Raw genomic sequence first — 17,607 nt, forward strand, 5'->3', positions numbered from 1 at the left:
GGATAGCGCGCCGACCGTGTAGCCTGCAGCGGAAGCAGGCGCGTCTACCGCCTTGCGATTCTCGTTGCGCGCGTCCTTTCCCTTTTTGCCTTTTTCATTTTCCCTTCTGCATTCCGCCGTTCTCTTCGCCTCTGTATCTCTGTGGCTATTTCGAGCAGTTCCGCAAACACTTTCTCCACCTGGCTGTCCGTCTGCTCCAGCGTTCCGGAATTGTCGATGACGTAGTCCGCCCGCGCCACCTTTTCCTTGTCCGGCATCTGTGCGGCCAGGCGCCGGGCGGCTTCCGCGCGTCCCGCCTCGACGCCCAGCGGATAGCGTGCGGCGAAGCGCTCCACCTTCTGCGCCTGCCGGCAGGTCACCACCACCAGCTTGTCGAAACGCGGTGCCGCGCCCGCCTCCAGGATCAGCGCTGCCTCCACCACCGCCAGGGCCTGCGGTTCTTCGCGCTCCAGGTCGTCCATCCACGCGTCCTGCATCGCGATTACCGCCGGATGCACGATGCGGTTCAGCTCCGCGATGCGTCCGCCACCGAACGCCGCGTCGGCCAGCTTCTTGCGGTCGATGGACTTGTCGGCAGCCAGAATGTCGCTACCGAACCGCCGCACGATCTCCTGGTACACAGGGAGACCCGGGCGCATGAGTTCGTGTACCAGGCGGTCGGCATCGAGCACGCGCGCGCCGCGCCGCGCCAGCATCTGGGCTACGGTGGACTTGCCGCTGGAAAGACCGCCGGTCAGCCCCACCCGCAGCACGTGCTACTCCACCACTGCCGCAGGTATCCGCGCGCCGCGCCGCATCTTGGCCGCGCGCAGCGTATTCTGCATCAGGAGTGCGATCGTCAACGGGCCCACGCCGCCGGGCACCGGCGTCAGCTTGCCCGCCACCTCGGCCACTTCGGGATGCACGTCGCCCATCAGCGTCGAGCCTTTCTCCGCGAACGTCTTTTCCCGCTTCTCATCGCCTTTGAAGAATCGGTCGAACTCGGCGCGGTCGGTGATCTTGTTCATGCCCACGTCGATGACGGTTGCGCCCGGCTTCACGAACTCGCGCGTCACCAGCCCCGCCTTGCCGATGGCCGCAATCAGGATGTCCGCCCGGCGGCACACACCCGCCAGGTCCCGGGTCTTCGAGTGACAGATGGTCACGGTGGCGTTGGCGTTGAGCAGCAGCATGGCCATGGGCTTGCCCACGATGTCGCTGCGGCCCACCACCACCGCCTCCGCCCCGGCAATCTCCACTCCACTGCGCCGCAACATCTCCATGATGCCCAGCGGCGTGCACGGCACCAGGCCCGGCCGCTGCGTCGAGAGGAACCCCACATTCATGGGATGGAAGCCGTCCACGTCCTTGGCCGGGTCCACTGCCAGCAGGACCTTCTTCGCATCCACCTGCCTGGGCAGCGGCAACTGCACCAGGATGCCGTCGATCTCCTCGCGCTGGTTCAGGTCCTCCACCAGCGCCAGCATCTCGTGCGTGGTCACCGTCTCCGAAGGCGTGATGCGCTCGCTGTAAATGCCCAGTTCTTCGCAGGCCTTGATCTTGCTGCGGACGTAGATCTCCGACGCCGGGTTGTTGCCCACCAGCACCGCCGCCAGCCCGGGCCGCAACCCGGTTTCCGCCAGCGCCTTCACTTCCGCCGCGACTTCCGCCTTGATCTCCGCCGCGATCTTGTTGCCATCCAGCAGTTGAGCCGACATGAGGCCTCGATTCGAATTGCATCATGGAATCATGGCTTCATTCAATCATGCGTCGCACCTCCAGGCAACGTCGCGCCGCACTTGACACCGTGACGCAATCCTTCAATGATTCAAGATCGATGATTGCCCAGGACCTGCTTGATATCCTCGTCTGCCCGGCCTGCAAGCAGCCGCTCGCCTATAACCAGCAGGCGGAGACGCTGAAGTGCGCCGCCTGCCGCCGCGTCTATCCCATCGTGGACGATATTCCGGTGCTGCTGGTCGATGAGGCCAAGATCGAAGACTAGCGCCTCTGGTTTCTCCAATCGTCTTTCGGAGGGCACGGCCAGCCATGCCGTCACCGCTGAATAGGCACAGGGGCTTCAGCCCCGGAGTGAACCCTACTTCCGCCTCCACGTCTTCCCGCCATCCTCCGTGATCCAGACAATGCCGTCGGAGGTCTCAACCGTCCCGTGCTGCAGGTCGCGGAAGTCGATGCGCACGATGTCGGGAAGCTCGGCCACTTCGGCGGGCGTCATGAGCGACGTCCGGGGAGGCACCAGCGAGCGCGGCTGCCACGTTTCCCCGCCGTCGGCGGAGTAGTACAAGCCCAGGTGTGATCCGCCGGCCCACACGTTTGCGCCCATCACCGCCACTGCCCGGAACCGCATCGGCGAAGCGATCCTCACGTCCTGCCAGGTCTTTCCGCCATCCAGCGAGCGTTGCACCTGTCCTTCCGAAGTGACCGTCCAGCGCGCCATCGCTGTCCTGGCGCTGACCTGGTAGTTCGTCACGTTCCCCGCCGCGGCGTGCTTCTTCATCGGCAGCGCGGCAGGAGGCTGATAGGCGGCTTCCGTCTTGGTCTTCGCGGCGGCTTCTTTCTCGTCGCTGGCCGGGCGATCGGCGCGTGACTCCGCGATGACCATCTCGTTCTCGCGGCTCTGGGCAACCTCACCCTTGTCCCGCGGCGGGGGCGCCGCGGCCGGAGCCTGCGGCGCGATCTGCGAACTCAGAGCGCCTCCGACCACGCCCGCCCGTGTCCCAGGCCCCACGCCCGCACCGCTGCCTGAGCCGATTCCTCCGCCCGTGTCGGGACCAACGCCTTCCCGTCCCGCAGCGGGCGCGCTCGCCGCCCGCTCCCGGGCGCGGCTGTCGTCCTTGCTCTCCGGAGCCGCAGCCGCCAGGCGCGGGGCTTCTTCCTGCGCCACTTTTCGCTGCGCTTCCGCGGGCTTGATTCGATCGAATTCCCGGTCTTGCAGGTCTGCGAGCTTGCCCGGCTCGCTCGCGGCGGTTTGCGATTCCACCCGGCCATTGACGGCGACACTGCTCGGCTTGGCCGCCTCTTCCTGGCGCTCAGGCTGCGCCGGCACGGGCGCTTCGCTCTGCGCCACTTGCACTTCCGGCGGCACATCCCGCCGCATCCACGGCGCACGGACCAGCACCGCCGCCCCCACGATCAGCACCGCCGCCAGCGCGCCCCATTGCAGGTGCTCCCAGCGCAGCCAGCGCGAGCGCTCCGCCGGCGTAACGGCATGCGTTTCCAGTTCGGCTTCCGCTGGTTGCGCCCGCGCCAGTACGTCGCGGCATTCGGCGCATACGCCCAGATGCGCCAGCACCTGCTCGCGCTCGCGCGCGCGCAGCTTGCGTTCCGCGAACGCCGCCAGCAGGTCGGCATCCGGATGCGCCTCACCCGCAGCCCCCAGCGCCGCCAGGCGCTCGCGCACCGCGTTCGGGATCTCCGGCTTGGGCGTCTCCGCCATCGTGACTACTCCCGCTCCTTCTTAAGAGAGAACGTTTTCGCCGGCGCTTCTTGCGCCAGATGCTTTCGGACATCCACCGTCAGGTCGCGCACGTCGGCTTCCAGCGCTTCTTCGGCCTGCCGGCGGCTCATGCCGCGTTTTCCCAGCCCGTCCAGAATCTTCTTCTTCAGCCCGCTTGCGAGTTTTTCCACCCGGCGGCTGATGGTGGACTCGTGTACGCCCAGCATACGCCCCACTTCCGCCAGCGTGCGCCCGTCGAGGAAGTAGGCGGCCAGGATGAAGCGCTCTTCGGCGCCGAGACCCGCCAGCGCCTCGTCGGTTGCGGCCCCGATGCGCGGATCGGGATCGGCGGCCGCCGCTTGCGCCCGTGCTTCAAACTGCGTGCCCTGTTCTTGCTGCTCTTCCAGGCTCACCAGCCGACGCGACTTGCGATACCGGTTGACGTATTCCTGCGCCAGCACGGTGCGCAGCCAGCCCTCCAGCGACCCTCGGCCCGTATAGGAGGCCAGTTTCGAAACCCGCGGGCCGCCGTCGGCGTTCGAGGCGTAGAGGTCGCCGTAAAGCGAATCAGCCAGCTCGTGGCCGCTGGCGTCGTCGCGCGTGATGCCGCGCGCCGCGTCATACAGCTTCTCCCGGTAGCGCGTCAGCAAGACTTCCCAGGCCTTCTCGCTGCCCGCGGCGCAAGCCCGCGCCAGCGCCAGCTCTTCCACCCGCAGGCTGCCGTAGAACTCGGTGGCCTCTTTCTCGCCCGCATCGGGCGGCAAATAGCGTGCCCCGACCTCGGCCAGGATGCGCAGGAACTGGCCCGCCTCCAGACCATACTGTTCGCCGCCGCTCTTGACGTACAGTTCGGCGAACAGGCGGGTCAGGCGCTCGGCCACCGCGGTGCCCCCGCGCGACCTCCCGCCGTCCTGTCCCTCAGAACCCATCGATTGGGTGGATGGTATCAAGTTTTGGGATGCAAGAACCCGCAGCCGCGGCGTTCTACCGGCGGAGGAGCAGCGACTGGCTTTTGGCTTTTGGCTTTTGGCTTTTGGCTTTTGGCTTTTGGCTCTTGGCTCTTGGCTCTTGGCCCCTGGCCTTCAGCGTGGACTGGGTACTCGGTACTCGGTACTCGCAACCCGGTACTCGCCATTCGCTTATCGCTAATCGCTTATCGCTTATTGCTGCTCCAAAGGAGCTACCCATGACCGCCCTGCGCGCCCTTCTTGCCCTGGCCGTGTTCGCCGCCATGTTCTGGTCGGCCGTCCCGCAATCCGCTGACGCCGGATTGCCGCCGCAAGCTTCCGGCTACCGCGTACTCGAACCCATCAGCCACGGCAACCTGACCATTTTCCCGGTCGCGGCCTCCACTACCTTTGACACCAGCCGCTTCCTCACTCTGGATGAGGGTTTGGCTTCGGGCGAAGTGGTGGTGACCGAAGCCGGGCAGGTCCGCCCGCTGATTCGCGGGCCGCGAACGCGTCCCGTTCCCCAGCCCGGAGGCGGCGACGTCAACCGCCTGGTGCTGGTCAACAACTCCAGCCGTCCACTGCTGCTGTTGGCCGGCGAGATCGTCACCGGCGGCAAGCAGGACCGCGTGGTGGGCAAGGACCGCATCATCCCCGCACACGGCGACGCCGACCTCAGCGTCTTCTGCGTCGAGCCCGGCCGCTGGACCGCCACCAGCGACCGCTTCCAGGCCTACGACGGAAACATGGCCCAGCCCAGCGTCCGCGCCAAGGCCATGGGCGACAAGGACCAGCAGAAAGTCTGGGAGGAGGTTCATAAGTCCAACCAGGGCATGGCGGAGGTCGTGGCCGCTTCGCCCGCCGGTATCGGCGCCGGCTCGGGAAGCGGTATCGGCTCCAGCGAAGGCCAGCGCCGCGCTGCCGCGGAGATCGCTTCCACCAGTTCCTACGCTCGCGTCATGGCCAACGACGAAGTCAAGAAGCGCATGGACGAGGCGGTGGCTCCCATCGCCGGGCCGCGCAGCGACGTCCTGCGCCGCCTCCGTGCCCAGAAGGCCATCGGGGTGGTGGTAGCCGTGAACGGCCGCATCATCTGGGCTGACCTGTTCGCCTCCACCGACCTGCTCAGCGCCTACTGGGAGAAACTGGTGCGCTCCTACGCCGCCGAGGCGCTCACCGATTCACGCACCCGCTTTGCCGGCGTCTCGATGAAGGCCGCGCAAGCTTTCCTGGACGACTTCGAGGGCACGCGCCAGGTGGTCGAAACCGAACCCGGCGTCTTTCGTCATACCGAGATCTCGGGCTCCGGCTTTCGGGCCTTCGAGCTGACTTCGCTGCTGCCCAAGACCGGCTTCGACCTGCACCTGAGCAAGATGGCGGAATAGGTGGTGGGAGAGCGGGTCTTTAGGCCCGCTTTAGACGCAGCTTGGAAAGGGGCTTTGGCCCTGGCGGTCTCGTTTCGTAACAGGGCACGGTTTCAACCGTGCCGTTCGGGTCCGCGGGATGAGCGTGGGCTTTAGCCCCTGCGGCAATCTGTTCTGCACCCTCGCGCAGTTCCGTAGAGACGCAGCTTGCTGCGTCTCGGAGACGTTGCGAGTAACGTCTCTACAACGCATTTGGGCTTTCGGTGGGAGAGCCGGGCTCGGCAGGTCGGGCCTTCAGGTCGGACTCGCGCAGCGACCCCGTGCCAACGTCCGGCCTCACCAGGGCTTTAGCCCCGGCGCATTCTTTGTATCAGGGCACGGTTTTAGCCGTGCCGCGCCCGTCCGCCGAAAACGGGGCTTTAGCCACGGGCGCCCAACCACCCCAGTCGCGAAGCGACGGAAACTCGATAGCCCAGCACGTGAGTGCTGGGTGGAACGGCGGGAAAAACCCGAGTCCCGCAGGGACGGCACCACGGAACTTCCTCCGCCCGTCCAACGTAACCTTAGGTGGTTACCGGCGATGCGAAAAGCAAACGAGACATGCAACGAAATCCGGCAACCGGCGTCTAATCGTACAGGAGGAAGAAGGGCACGGGATCGGAGGTGGGCGATGCTGAACAAGTTCTCCATGTCGGAAGTATCGACCCTGTGTTCGGAGCTGCGGGGTAGCGCGCTGGACGCGCTGCAGGCAGCCGAGGTTCTCCAGATGTTCATGACGCGGCATGGCTACGGAGTGTCGCCGGAATCGGCGCGCGCCGCCATCGGCCGCATCATCGCGGGGGCGAGCGAAGACGCCATCCGCAGCGAGCTCGACAATCTGGCTTTGGTGATGTAACCGCATCCCGGCGCCCGCAAGGGCGCGTACTCTAAACCAATTGTCGCTAACAAAGGCCGGGCGAATCTGCCCGGCCTTTTCGTTTAGTCGCGCTCAGCAGGACAAGCTGCTACTAATCCACGTTGGCATCATATTCAGCTTGAAGGTAGGCCTTGTATTCCTCATTCTGATGGTACATCTCCTCTAGATACGTACGAATACCCTCAAGTACTTGGTAGACATGATCCATAATCTCTCCGAGCCACACGAAGTTCACGTTTAGTTTCTCAACTCCGTGCCCCGCATATCGAAACGCGAACCCACGTGGGTCGATTCTTTCGAACTCCAGGATGCAGCGCTCGACAAACTGAGTATCGTAGCCCTGCCAGACTTCGTCGCGAATCTTGGCCCTTGCATCCTGCAACACAAGTCCCCACAATTCTCCCAAGTTGTGAATCCGCTTGACTTGAGTGACTTCTTCCCTGGCTGCGTTTTCTCCCTCGCCCTTCACCCACCGACCCGCCACAATGATGTGCTTAAGTGCCAACTCTAAGTAGTGCCGGAATAAAAAGACCCCAGCAATGCCTTCGACTTCCTCATTGACCTTTCGTTCAGCCGTGGCAGCTATGAGCATTGCGGCGGACCGATAGAAGCTCTCGGCGAGGTCGAGCCACAACTTCGGGTGTTCTTCTTCATAGAAGACGCGGTCGTATCTCCACTCCTGAAAGGCAGTGTATTGGTCTCCTTCTCCATCCAACGTGGAGCCCTCGCCCGCTTGCGAGCTCAACAAATCGCCATTTTCTGTCACATCCATCTCCCTCCACTCATCGATCTCAGTTCACCAGGAAAAACTCGTGCACGAATTCCATGTCTTCCATGAATAGCTTTAGGCCCTCGAGTGTAAAAACGTCCTTTCCCTTGTAAATCGGCTTCGAACCTCTTAGGTTTTCAGGAAAGAATGCATGAGCCAAGCCGTTTCTAAGGCCGTTGACTCTCTCTATCGCCGACGCAACTCCTCTGGGCACGTTCTTGATTGCCTTGACAAGTCGCAACTTTTCCATGAGGCTGAGCGGTTCAATAACGTAGTAGTTGAAGTTTCGGAATTTCTTGGTCCTCCACAGCTTCACAAAGCTCCTTCGAGGGAAAAAATATCGACAAATCAAACCTCCGAGATGCTCGTCAATCAGAGTGTACTGCGTGATGACCTCGCCCCTGATTAGGTGATCCTTCATTCGCTCCAAGTGGGGAGTTCTCGAAGCCTTCTCGTATGACTTGATGTTCCCCCAATCCAAACCCAGGAGCTCTGAGATTTCCTCTAGTTCCCGAACTAGAGTCCGCTGCTTCCTTGTCAGTCGATCGGCTGTCGGAACCATGACATCTATTCTCGCGATACAGGGCGTGTCACACCAAATTCGAGAACCGCACGTAGCACTCTGCAACATCAATCGTACACATACGCCGATGCTTCACCCTTCATGGCTAGCGAAGGTCGGAAATGGGCTACCTCAATCCGCTGTCACATTCATTTCTCATTGCTACTCACATCAAGAATCGCTTGACAATTCTGCAATGTGTTGATATTTTTTAATCTGGCTACATAGCCAGCTAGAATACCTACACACAGGCATTCTGGCCTAAGTTCTTTGAAAACGAGACTTTGCAAACCACGCGCCCGTAACTCGTTGATCTTATTGGGGAGCCTGTTGCAGGGAATGAGGTAAGTCCTTTGTTTACGAGACTTTGCCTCTAACTCCTCTAGATCCCGGGACTCGGCGGGATTTTCCCCGCAACCTGATGATTCCATTAGAGGGATACCCGGGGGGAGGGGTGACTAGCGCGACCTTAACCGCCGAGTTAATCTAGGCGACGGGCTCGCAACCCTTGGATGGTTTGTCTGGGTACTGAGTACTGGGTACTGAGTACTGGGTACTGGGTACTCGCACCCTGCCTCCTGCTTTCTCCGTGTCTCCGTGCCTCCGTGGTGTCCTTTACCTGGTCGCCGCCACGCCGACCACCACGTCAAACAAGACGCGGAACCCGCGCCGCACTTCTTCCACGCGGATGCGTTCGTTGTCGCCGTGGGCGGTGCGCGATTCTTCGTCGGTCGAGGCGTGGGGTGAGAAGCCGTAGCACACGATGCCCAGCGGCCGGTAGCGTTGATTTTCGGTGTAGCCCGAGGTCAGCCGCGGCGCGACCGGAGCCTGGGGAAAGTAGCGCGCCGAGACGCGTTCGATCTCGGCCCAGAGTTCCGTGTTCGTGGGCGATTCGTTGGCCACGCGGAATTCCCCGTCCAGCGGCTCCACAGAAACGTTCGAGTCCGCCACCACGCGGCGCATGGTTTCCAGAAACGCCTTGGGGTCTTCGCCCGGAAGCAGGCGGACGTCGAGGTTGGCCCAGGCCTCGCCGGGGATGACGTTGGTCTGCTGCGAGCCGCCCAGCATGGTCACCGAGATGGTGTTCTGGAGCAGCGGGCGCAGGAACTCGTCCTGCTCCACCTCAGCGCGGAAGCGGCGATTCTTGAGCGCCCGCCGGATGTCGCGGAACTTGGCGGCGCGCTCCGGAGTTTCGTAGCGCGCCATGGCGGCCAGGAACTGCTCCGCCACCGGCAGCACCTTGAGCGGAGGCCGGTAGTCGAGGATGCGTCCCAGCGCGCGCACCAGCCGGTTGGGCGCCGAGGCGTCCAGGGGCCGGGAGCCGTGTCCCGGGCGGCCGTGCGCCGTCACCCGCAGCCAGAACGTGGTTTTTTCCGCCACGTCCACGCCCACGTATTTCACCTGGCCGTTCTCCAGGCGATTGGAGCCGCCCTCGGTGATGAGGTATTCGGCGTCGGCCAGCCAGTCTTTCTTGTTGGCGATGACCCAGTCGGTGCCCGAGCCCTCGGCTTCTTCGTCGGCGGTGGCCAGGAAGATGACGTCGCGGTCGAGCGCGACCTTTTCGCGCTGGAGCATCACCATGACCAGGAGCTGCGCCAGCCCTTCGTCCTTCATGTCCTGGGCGCCACGGCCGTACAGCGCGCCCTCGACCACCTCGCCCGCGAACGGCGGCACGCGCCAGCGCGCCGGGTCGCTGGTGACCACGTCGGTGTGGTTCAACAGGATGAGGGGCCGCCGCGCTCCCGAGCCCTTGATGCGCGCCCACAGGTTGGCGCGCCCGGGCGCGTATTCGATCACCCGGTTCTCGATGCCCTCGGCGTCCAGGACCTTTTTGAAGAAGGCCGCGGCGCGGGCTTCGTTGCCCGGCGGGTTGGTGGTGTCCACGCGCAGGTATTCCGTCATCCAGGTGACGGCCTGCTCTGCGTACGCGTTCATGCGCACGGCCGGAATGGCATCCGAAGGGAGCGCGTTTTGCGCGGCGGAAGATGCGGCAACAAGCAGCGTCAGCAAGATGGCTGTCAATCGGGGACGAGTCGTGAGCATGGGAGGAAGGTGCAGGATACGACCCGGAAGGTCATGGTGTCACCCTGAGGAGCGATAGCGACGAGGGATCTGTGCATCTGGCGATGGGCGCACCGGCTTACCTCAGGGGCGAAAGCCCGGTGTTGATGCCTTCATAGCGGCACGGCTGAAGCCGCCCCTCCGAAGGAATGGGGATGACGGCGGAAAGAAAGGCAAGAAAGCGCAACCGCGCAGGAGCAGTTTCGGCGAAAATCGAGGCATGGAAACGCTCTACTATTCGCACGTTCGCTCGCCCATCGGCCCGCTGACCGTAGCGGTTTCCGGGCGCGGATTGGTCGCGCTCGAGTTCGGCGCCGAGCCTCCCGCGAAGCATCGGCGCGCCTGGCGCGACGTCGAGTGGAAGGAATCGGCCGAGAAGACCGCGCCCTACGTGAAGCAACTCGAAGAATATTTCGCCGGCGTGCGGAGGGAGTTCACGCTGCCGCTCGACCTGCGCGGTACCGAGTTCCAGAAGCGCTGCTGGCAGGCGCTGCTCGAGATTCCCTACGGGCGCACACGCTCCTATGCGGAGGTGGCCCGCGCCGTGGGCAAGCCGCGCGCCTTCCGCGCCGTCGGCCTGGCCAACAACCGCAATCCCATCGCCATCGTGGTGCCCTGCCATCGCGTGATCGGCAAGGACGGCTCGCTCACCGGTTACGGCGGCGGACTGGATGTGAAGGAGGAACTGCTGCGGTTGGAAGGGGCGCTGTAAGTTTCAGGTCCCAGGTCTCAGGGTTGCAGTTCGCAGATCAAAGTTCGCAGTTCGCAGATACGATAGACTTTCGTTATGCACGCGCACGCTGAACAACGCGCCTCGCGGGTGCTCGAACTCTCGCTCCTGGCCACGTTGGCTTACATCGTGGTGTGCATCGTGGTGGGCATCCAGGCGAAGAGCCTGGCGCTCATCTCCGAAGCCGGGCACAACGTCACCGATTTGCTGGCGCTGCTGCTCTCGCTGGTGGCGGTGTACCTGCACGCGCGGCCGCCAAGCTCCTCCAAGACCTACGGATACCAGCGGGCGGGCGTGCTGGCGGCGTTCGTCAACGCGCTGCTGCTGGCCGGGCTGACGTTCTATCTTTTCTACGAAGCGGCGCACCGCCTGTACGCGCCGGTGGAAGTGCACGCGCGGCCGATGATCGCCGTGGCCGGCGCAGGCATCGTGATGAACGCCGCCATCGCGCTGGCCGTCTATCGCACCGGCAGCGACGTGAACCTGCGCAGCGTGCTGTTGCACGAGCTGGGCGATACGCTCTCCACCGCCGCCGTGGTCGCGGGCGGCTGGGGCATCCTGACGACCGGCCAGAACTGGATCGATCCGGCGCTGTCGTTCGGCATCGGCGCGCTGATCCTGTGGTCCTCGTTCGGCATCCTGCGCGAGACGCTGAACATTCTGCTGGAGGGTGCGCCGGCGGGCATGGAACTGGACCGCATCGCGCGCGACCTGGGTTCCATTGACGGAGTCGAGGGCGTGCACGATCTGCACGTGTGGAGCCTGGGCTCGGAGCAGCACGCGCTTTCCTGTCACATCCGCATTCCCGACATTCCGCCTTCCGCCAGCGAGCGCATCCTGCGCGAAGTGAACGAGCGGCTGCGCGAGCGCTTCCGCATCCAGCACACTACCATCCAGTTCGAGCACGCGGCCTGCGAAGTGCCGCACGGATGCGCCGCACCTGCGGTGGAAACGCGCGCGCACACGCACTACGGGCCATAGGGATTCCTGGCTTCGCTCGGAATCTCAACACGCAACCCGGTAAAGACCGTGCTTGCAACGTCGCGAAGACGCAGCAAGCTGCGTCTCTACGCGAAGGCAGGTTTCTTGCGGCTAACGCGGGCGGCGGAGCTTGGAATCGCCGCCGATCGGCGTCATGTGGCGGTCCACGGTCGATTGCGTGAACGAGCTCAGTTCTTCCAGCAGCGTGCGCGCTTCCGGCGATCTGCGAACCTCGGGGAGCGTAAGCTGCTCGCGCAGGTGACGCATCATCTCCGTGACGCGGCGCATGCGCGAGGCCTGCAGCATCTGATCCACGCCCACGCCGCTCTGCTCGCCGCTGGCCTGCAAGTAGGCCCAGAGCAGGTGGCGCAGGTGGTCTACGGCGGCGCGGAAGTCTTCCATCAGGCCCTGGTCGAGCAGCTCGTCGAGCTTGCGGGCCTGTTCCGCGTCCGGGCCGCTCTGCGCCACAGCGCCTTCCAGTTCCTGGTGGAACTGGCGCAGGTCCTCGGTGACACGACGGACGCGGTCGGCGAGGCTCTCCGCCATGCGTAGACCTTACCACAGGCGCGCGAGAGCACGCCGTCGGCCACGTCGCCGGCTAGACCTGACGAACCGTGACGCCGGTGGCGACAGCGATCTCATTCAGCAGAGCGCGGGCTTCGCTGGTGGCGGCGACGGGCGGCGTGCGAAGCTCTTCGCGCAACAGCCGCAGCATCTCCGTCACGCGCTCCATGCGGGCCTTCAGCAGAAGGTCTTGCGCATCGACCCCGGTATGTTTTCCGGCGGCTTCCAAATGGGCCCAAAGTACGAGGCGCGTGTGGTCCACGGCAGACTTGAATGCCGCGATCAACGTCCGGTCGAGCATCTGATCCAGCGTCTGAGTGCGGACCGCTTCGGCTGGATCTCCGATGGCGGCTCTGTTGATCTCGTCCTGTACTTTTTTCAGGTCCGCAGTGAGCCGCCGGATGTGATCCGTTAACTCCTGGGACATGCTGGGCCCAACTTAGCACGGATTCCCGGTTTGACACTCGCATTTTCGGATGGCTAAGCTCATACAGGTGGGTTGCACCGGCAGGCGGTTACACGACATCTAATTGACGATGAAGTTACTGCGACAATCGGCGCGTATGCAGGCCATGGCCCAACTCCTTCCGGCGCTGGAGGGAGGGGATGAGACCCTGGTGGGCGGGCAGGCTGTGCTGGAAGGCGTGATGATGCGCACGCCACATGCCTATGCTATCTCCGTGCGCAGGCCCTCGGGCGAGGTCGTGACCCACGCCGAGGGCATGGAGAAGCTTTCGGAGCAGCACCGCTGGATGGGATGGCCGCTGGTGCGCGGCGTGGCCACTCTGGCGCAGGCGATGGCGCTCGGCTATCGTGCCCTGCGCTACTCCGCCAACGTGGCCCTGGAGGAGACCGCACCGCCCGAGGGCAAGAAGCTGGAGATCAGCGGCTGGCTGATGGCGCTGAACGTGCTTTTCTCGCTGGGCTTCTTCATCTTCTTCTACAAGTTTGTGCCGCTGGCGGCAACCACCGGCCTGCAGCGGGTCTCGCCGGTGTTCGAGCAGCCGCTGTTGTTCAACCTGGTGGACGGGCTGATCCGCATCGTGCTGTTCGTACTCTTCATTTGGGGCGTGTCGCGCTGGAAGGACATCCATCGGGTGTTCCAGTACCACGGCGCGGAGCACAAGACAGTGTTCGCCTTCGAAGCCAAGGAGCCGCTGGAGGTCGAGCGCGCGCAGAGGTTCTCCACCTGGCATCCGCGCTGCGGCACCAGCTTTTTGATGACGGTGATGCTGATCGCCATCCTCTTCTACGCGCTGGTTCCGGTAGAGACGTTCTGGGCGCGGTTCGCAGTACGCATCGCGCTGTTGCCGCTGATCGCCGGGGTCTCGTTCGAGATCATCCGCTACGCCGCCAGGCACCGCAAGTCGCTGTTCTCGCTCATGACGCTGCCCGGACTCTGGCTGCAACGCATCACTACGCAGCCGCCGGACGACGGCATGGTGGAGTGCGCCATCACTTCGCTCAACCGCGCCATGGAGCTGGAACAGCAGCGCGGCGGCGAGATGGTGATTGCCTAGCGGCCGCAGGCCGCGCCCTCCGCTCTCCGCTATCCGCTTTCCGACAAACGAAACCTCAAGCCTGCGCTTACAATTGAGCTGGTGGAAGCGCGGGCCCGCAATCACTGACAACTGCCCACTGGCTACTGGCAACTGAGCATGTTCGAGCGTTTGGAACAAATCGAAAGCAAGTACGAGGAGCTGACGCAGGCCCTGGCGTCGCCGGAAGTCATCGCCGACTCGGCGCGATACCAGAAGACCGCCAAGGCGCACAGCGAGATCGCGGCTGTAGTGGAAAAATATCGCGAGTACAAGGACCTGAAACGTGGCATCGCGGAGAGCAAGGCCGTGCTGGCCGAGGAGCACGACCCGGAGATGCGCGCCTACGCCCAGGAAGAACTGGCACACCTGGAGGCACGAGTCGGGCGGGTGGAAGAAGAGCTGAAACTGCTGCTGGTTCCCAAGGACCCGAACGACGAGAAGAACGTGGTGCTGGAGATTCGCGCGGGAACCGGGGGCGACGAGGCCTCGCTGTTCGCGGCTGAGCTGTTCCGCATGTACACGCGCTACGCGGAGAGCCAGGGCTGGAAGGTGGAGGTGCTTTCCTCATCGGAATCGTCCGTGGGAGGGTTGAAGGAAGTCATCGCGCTGATCGAAGGCAAGGGCGCGTACTCGCGCCTGAAGTACGAAAGCGGCGTGCACCGTGTGCAACGCGTCCCGGAGACCGAGCAGAAAGGGCGCATCCACACCTCGGCGGTCACGGCGGCCGTGCTTCCGGAAGCGGAGGAGGTGGACGTCAAGATCGACCCCAAGGACCTGCGCATCGATACGTTCTGCTCTTCGGGTCCCGGGGGGCAATCGGTGAACACCACCTATTCGGCGGTGCGCGTGACGCACATCCCGACCGGCACGGTGGTCTCCATGCAGGACGAGAAGTCGCAGATCAAGAACCGCGAGAAAGCCATGCGCGTGCTGCGCTCCCGGCTCTACGAGATGGAACTGGAAAAGCAGCAGCGGGCGCTGGCCAAGGAGCGCCGGGCCATGGTCGGCACCGGGGATCGCAGCGAGAAGATCCGCACTTACAACTTTCCGCAGAACCGCGTGACCGACCACCGCATCGGGCTCGACCTGCATCAACTGCCGGAAGTGCTCGACGGCAGGATCGGCCCGCTGATCGACGCGCTCGTGACCCACTACCAGGCGGAAAAGCTGAAGCAGGAAGCGTCGGTGACGACGTAATCTAGCCACGGATTAACACGGATCAACACCGATAAAGCTTAGCCTTCTGTGAAACCGCTTTCTGATCCGTGGTCATCCGTGGAAATCCGTGGCTGACAATGCAGTTGCGGAACGCCCTCAATTCGGCAATCCAGCAGCTGGAAGCGGCAAACATAGGGTCGCCGCGCCTGAATGCGGAAGTGCTGCTCATGTTCGTGCTGGGCGCGAACCGCGCTCATCTGTACGCCTACCCCGAGCGCGAACTTACCCCTGAGGAACTTGCGCGATACGACGAAGCGCTCGCCGAGCGAGCTCGCGGCAAGCCCTCGCAGTACATCACCGGACACCAGGAGTTCTGGGGCCTGGACTTCGTGGTGACGCCGGCGGTGCTGATTCCGCGGCCAGAGACGGAGCACGTGGTCGAAACCGTGCTCGAACTGGCGCGCGGCGTCGAGCGACCGCGGATTGTGGACGTGGGCACAGGGTCGGGCTGCATCGCACTGGCGCTGGCCAAGGAGCTGCCGCAGTCGAAGATTCATGCCTGTGACATCTCCTCCGAGGCGCTGGAAGTGGCACGCGCGAACGCTGCGCGTTTGGAGCTGGCCGGCCGCGTGTCGTTCCATCAGAGTGACCTGCTGGCCGCGTTGCCCGTTGAGCCCGCATTCGACTTCGTGGTCTCTAATCCCCCCTATGTCGGGGAGAGCGAACCGGAGCAGGTGCAGCGCGAAGTGCGCGAGTTCGAGCCTAAGGTGGCGGTGTTCGCCGGGGAAAAAGGGCTGGAGGTCTACGAGCGGCTCATCCCACAGGTGCGCGCCGTGCTGAAGCCGGGGGGATGGTTGGTAGTCGAGATCGGTTACTCGATGGAGAATGCCGTGCGTAAGTTGCTTGCGGGCTGGAGCGAGGTCCGTGTGACCAACGACCTGCAGGGGATTCCACGGGTAGTGGCGGCCCGCAAGTAGCGGAACCTCGCCGCCCTGGGCTACTTTCATTCCGCGCCCGCGGCGCTGGGACTGTGGCAGCACAAGCTACAGGTAATCACCGGTCGACCAACCAAAGGATGACTAGCGGGCTGAAGCCCGAGCTATCCAGGCCCGGCACTTCCAAGCCTTAGTCTTTCTTCGTGATCGCGATTGACGGCGCGGCCTGCACGTCTTCCAGCAGCACGTCCACCCATCCGGTGGGGTACTGGCCGGTGTAGCAGGCGGTGCAGTAGGTGGTTTTTTCGCCTTCGCCGCAGGCGCGCTTGAGGCCTTCGAGCGAGAGGTAGGCGAGGGAATCGGCGCCGATGTACTCGCGGATCTCCTCCACGCTCTTGTTGGCGGCGATGAGCTGCCGCTTCGAAGGCGTGTCCACGCCATAGAAACAGGGCGAGATGGTGGGCGGGCAGGAGATGCGGACGTGCACTTCGCGGGCGCCGGCATCGCGCACCATGCGCACGATCTTGCGGCTGGTGGTGCCGCGCACGATGGAGTCGTCGATCAGCACCACGCGCTTGCCGTTGAGCACGCTGCGCACCGGGTTCAGCTTCAGGCGCACGCCGAAGTCGCGCACCGACTGTTCCGGCTCAATAAAGGTGCGGCCGATGTAGTGGTTGCGGATGAGGCCCATGCGGAAGGGGATGCCGCTCTCGTCGGAGAAGCCCATGGCGGCCGCGACGCCGGAATCGGGCACGGGGACGACGATATCGGCCTCCACCGGTGCCTCGCGCGCCAGTTGGCGGCCGAGCTGCTCGCGGCTCTCGTTCACCGGGCGCCCGAACACCTTGCTATCCGGCCGCGAGAAATAGACGTGCTCGAAGATGCAACTGGTGTGCGGCTGCTCGGGCGCGAAGAAGCGCGAGGAGATGCCTTCCGGGCCAACCACGACAATCTCGCCCGGCTTGACGTCGCGCTCGAAGTTGGCGCCCACCAGGTCGAAGGCGCAGGTCTCGGAAGCGAAGACGATGGTGTCCTCGCGCTGGCCATCGGGCTGCGCAATGCGCCCCATGGAGAGCGGGCGGAAGCCGTGCGGGTCGCGGGCGGCGAACAGGCGGTCGCGGGTGAGCAGGACGAGGGAGAACGCGCCCTCGACGCGGCGGAGCGCGTCGGCGATGGCTTCCGGCAGGGTCTGCTCTTTCGATTGCGCGATGAGGTGCACGATGACTTCGGTATCGGAAGTGGTCTGGAAGATGGAGCCGGCTTTTTCCAGCCGGGAGCGGATGTCGTGGGCGTTGACCAGGTTGCCGTTGTGCGCCAGCGCGATGAGTCCCTTGTTGCAATCGACCACGATGGGTTGAGCATTGCGCAAGGCAGAGTCGCCCGCAGTGGAGTAGCGCGTATGCCCGATGGCCTGGGTGCCGGCCAGCTTGGCCAGCACATCTTGAGTGAAGATATCGACCACCAGGCCCATGGCCTTGTGCGGGTGCATGAGGTGGCCGTCGGAGCTGACGATGCCCGCCGACTCCTGTCCGCGATGCTGCAAGGCATGCAGCCCGAGGTAGGCCAGCGTGGACGCCTCGGGATGCGCGTAGATGCCGACTACGCCGCACTCGTCGTGGAATTTGTCGAACATCGTGGCT

18 protein-coding genes are annotated in these 17,607 nt (G+C 64.0%); 8 read left to right on the plus strand and 10 right to left on the minus strand.

Features of this window, described 5'->3' with window-relative positions:
• Positions 1 to 44: 44 nt before the first annotated feature.
• Complete coding sequence (gene coaE, locus VNK82_12620) at positions 45 to 752, minus strand: dephospho-CoA kinase (GenBank protein HXE91792.1); 708 nt, start codon at positions 750 to 752, stop codon at positions 45 to 47.
• Between the two features lie 3 nt (positions 753 to 755).
• Positions 756 to 1,697, minus strand: a complete 942-nt coding sequence (locus VNK82_12625) for a bifunctional 5,10-methylenetetrahydrofolate dehydrogenase/5,10-methenyltetrahydrofolate cyclohydrolase (GenBank protein HXE91793.1) — start codon at positions 1,695 to 1,697, stop codon at positions 756 to 758.
• Between the two features lie 119 nt (positions 1,698 to 1,816).
• Between VNK82_12625 and VNK82_12630 the strand changes: the two genes are divergently transcribed.
• On the plus strand, positions 1,817 to 1,984 hold the full coding sequence (locus VNK82_12630) for a Trm112 family protein (protein HXE91794.1): 168 nt from the start codon (positions 1,817 to 1,819) through the stop codon (positions 1,982 to 1,984).
• A 93-nt stretch (positions 1,985 to 2,077) separates the two neighbouring features.
• Here VNK82_12630 and VNK82_12635 read toward each other — a convergent pair whose 3' ends face one another.
• Both VNK82_12635 and VNK82_12640 read right to left on the minus strand, forming a co-directional pair.
• Positions 2,078 to 3,436: a zf-HC2 domain-containing protein gene (locus VNK82_12635; GenBank protein ID HXE91795.1), complete on the minus strand. Its 1,359-nt coding sequence runs from the start codon at positions 3,434 to 3,436 to the stop codon at positions 2,078 to 2,080.
• A gap of 5 nt (positions 3,437 to 3,441) precedes the next feature.
• Positions 3,442 to 4,365 (minus strand): sigma-70 family RNA polymerase sigma factor, encoded by a 924-nt coding sequence (locus VNK82_12640; protein ID HXE91796.1) that lies wholly within the window; start codon positions 4,363 to 4,365, stop codon positions 3,442 to 3,444.
• Between the two features lie 257 nt (positions 4,366 to 4,622).
• Here VNK82_12640 and VNK82_12645 point away from each other — a divergent pair, with 257 nt between their 5' ends.
• Positions 4,623 to 5,771: a DUF6569 family protein gene (locus tag VNK82_12645; GenBank protein ID HXE91797.1), complete on the plus strand. Its 1,149-nt coding sequence runs from the start codon at positions 4,623 to 4,625 to the stop codon at positions 5,769 to 5,771.
• Positions 5,772 to 6,420: 649 nt separating this feature from the next.
• The gene (locus VNK82_12650; protein HXE91798.1) at positions 6,421 to 6,645 is read left to right on the plus strand and encodes a hypothetical protein; all 225 of its coding nucleotides are present in this window, start codon (positions 6,421 to 6,423) and stop codon (positions 6,643 to 6,645) included.
• A gap of 112 nt (positions 6,646 to 6,757) precedes the next feature.
• Here the strand turns inward: VNK82_12650 and VNK82_12655 are convergent, their stop codons facing one another.
• The 3 genes from VNK82_12655 to VNK82_12665 form a co-directional block, all read right to left on the minus strand.
• Positions 6,758 to 7,438, minus strand: coding sequence for a hypothetical protein (locus VNK82_12655; GenBank protein HXE91799.1), 681 nt, complete (start codon positions 7,436 to 7,438; stop codon positions 6,758 to 6,760).
• A gap of 19 nt (positions 7,439 to 7,457) precedes the next feature.
• The gene (locus VNK82_12660; GenBank protein HXE91800.1) at positions 7,458 to 7,997 is read right to left on the minus strand and encodes a hypothetical protein; all 540 of its coding nucleotides are present in this window, start codon (positions 7,995 to 7,997) and stop codon (positions 7,458 to 7,460) included.
• Positions 7,998 to 8,612: 615 nt separating this feature from the next.
• Positions 8,613 to 9,932, minus strand: a complete 1,320-nt coding sequence (locus VNK82_12665) for a M20/M25/M40 family metallo-hydrolase (protein ID HXE91801.1) — start codon at positions 9,930 to 9,932, stop codon at positions 8,613 to 8,615.
• Positions 9,933 to 10,278: 346 nt separating this feature from the next.
• Between VNK82_12665 and VNK82_12670 the strand changes: the two genes are divergently transcribed.
• Together VNK82_12670 and VNK82_12675 are read left to right on the plus strand one after the other, a co-directional pair.
• Positions 10,279 to 10,770 (plus strand): methylated-DNA--[protein]-cysteine S-methyltransferase, encoded by a 492-nt coding sequence (locus VNK82_12670; GenBank protein HXE91802.1) that lies wholly within the window; start codon positions 10,279 to 10,281, stop codon positions 10,768 to 10,770.
• A gap of 75 nt (positions 10,771 to 10,845) precedes the next feature.
• Positions 10,846 to 11,769, plus strand: a complete 924-nt coding sequence (locus VNK82_12675; protein ID HXE91803.1) for a cation diffusion facilitator family transporter — start codon at positions 10,846 to 10,848, stop codon at positions 11,767 to 11,769.
• 111 nt (positions 11,770 to 11,880) lie between these two features.
• Here the strand turns inward: VNK82_12675 and VNK82_12680 are convergent, their stop codons facing one another.
• Both VNK82_12680 and VNK82_12685 read right to left on the minus strand, forming a co-directional pair.
• On the minus strand, positions 11,881 to 12,315 hold the full coding sequence (locus VNK82_12680) for a hypothetical protein (protein ID HXE91804.1): 435 nt from the start codon (positions 12,313 to 12,315) through the stop codon (positions 11,881 to 11,883).
• 52 nt (positions 12,316 to 12,367) lie between these two features.
• Positions 12,368 to 12,760 carry a hypothetical protein gene (locus VNK82_12685; GenBank protein HXE91805.1) on the minus strand — a complete coding sequence of 131 codons (393 nt, stop codon included), beginning with the start codon at positions 12,758 to 12,760 and terminating at the stop codon, positions 12,368 to 12,370.
• Between the two features lie 109 nt (positions 12,761 to 12,869).
• Between VNK82_12685 and VNK82_12690 the strand changes: the two genes are divergently transcribed.
• The 3 genes from VNK82_12690 (at position 12,870) to prmC (ending at position 16,009) form a co-directional block, all read left to right on the plus strand.
• Entirely contained in the window at positions 12,870 to 13,853 is a 984-nt protein-coding gene (locus tag VNK82_12690) for a DUF1385 domain-containing protein (protein HXE91806.1), read from the plus strand.
• 138 nt (positions 13,854 to 13,991) lie between these two features.
• Entirely contained in the window at positions 13,992 to 15,071 is a 1,080-nt protein-coding gene (prfA, locus tag VNK82_12695) for a peptide chain release factor 1 (GenBank protein HXE91807.1), read from the plus strand.
• Between the two features lie 98 nt (positions 15,072 to 15,169).
• Positions 15,170 to 16,009, plus strand: coding sequence for a peptide chain release factor N(5)-glutamine methyltransferase (gene prmC / locus VNK82_12700; protein ID HXE91808.1), 840 nt, complete (start codon positions 15,170 to 15,172; stop codon positions 16,007 to 16,009).
• Positions 16,010 to 16,157: 148 nt separating this feature from the next.
• On the opposite strand, the gene purF is transcribed toward prmC, so the two are convergent.
• Positions 16,158 to 17,600, minus strand: coding sequence for an amidophosphoribosyltransferase (gene purF / locus VNK82_12705; GenBank protein ID HXE91809.1), 1,443 nt, complete (start codon positions 17,598 to 17,600; stop codon positions 16,158 to 16,160).
• Positions 17,601 to 17,607: the final 7 nt, after the last annotated feature.

It is taken from the genome of Terriglobales bacterium (assembly GCA_035573675.1).
Taxonomy (GTDB): domain Bacteria; phylum Acidobacteriota; class Terriglobia; order Terriglobales; family Acidobacteriaceae; genus DATMAB01.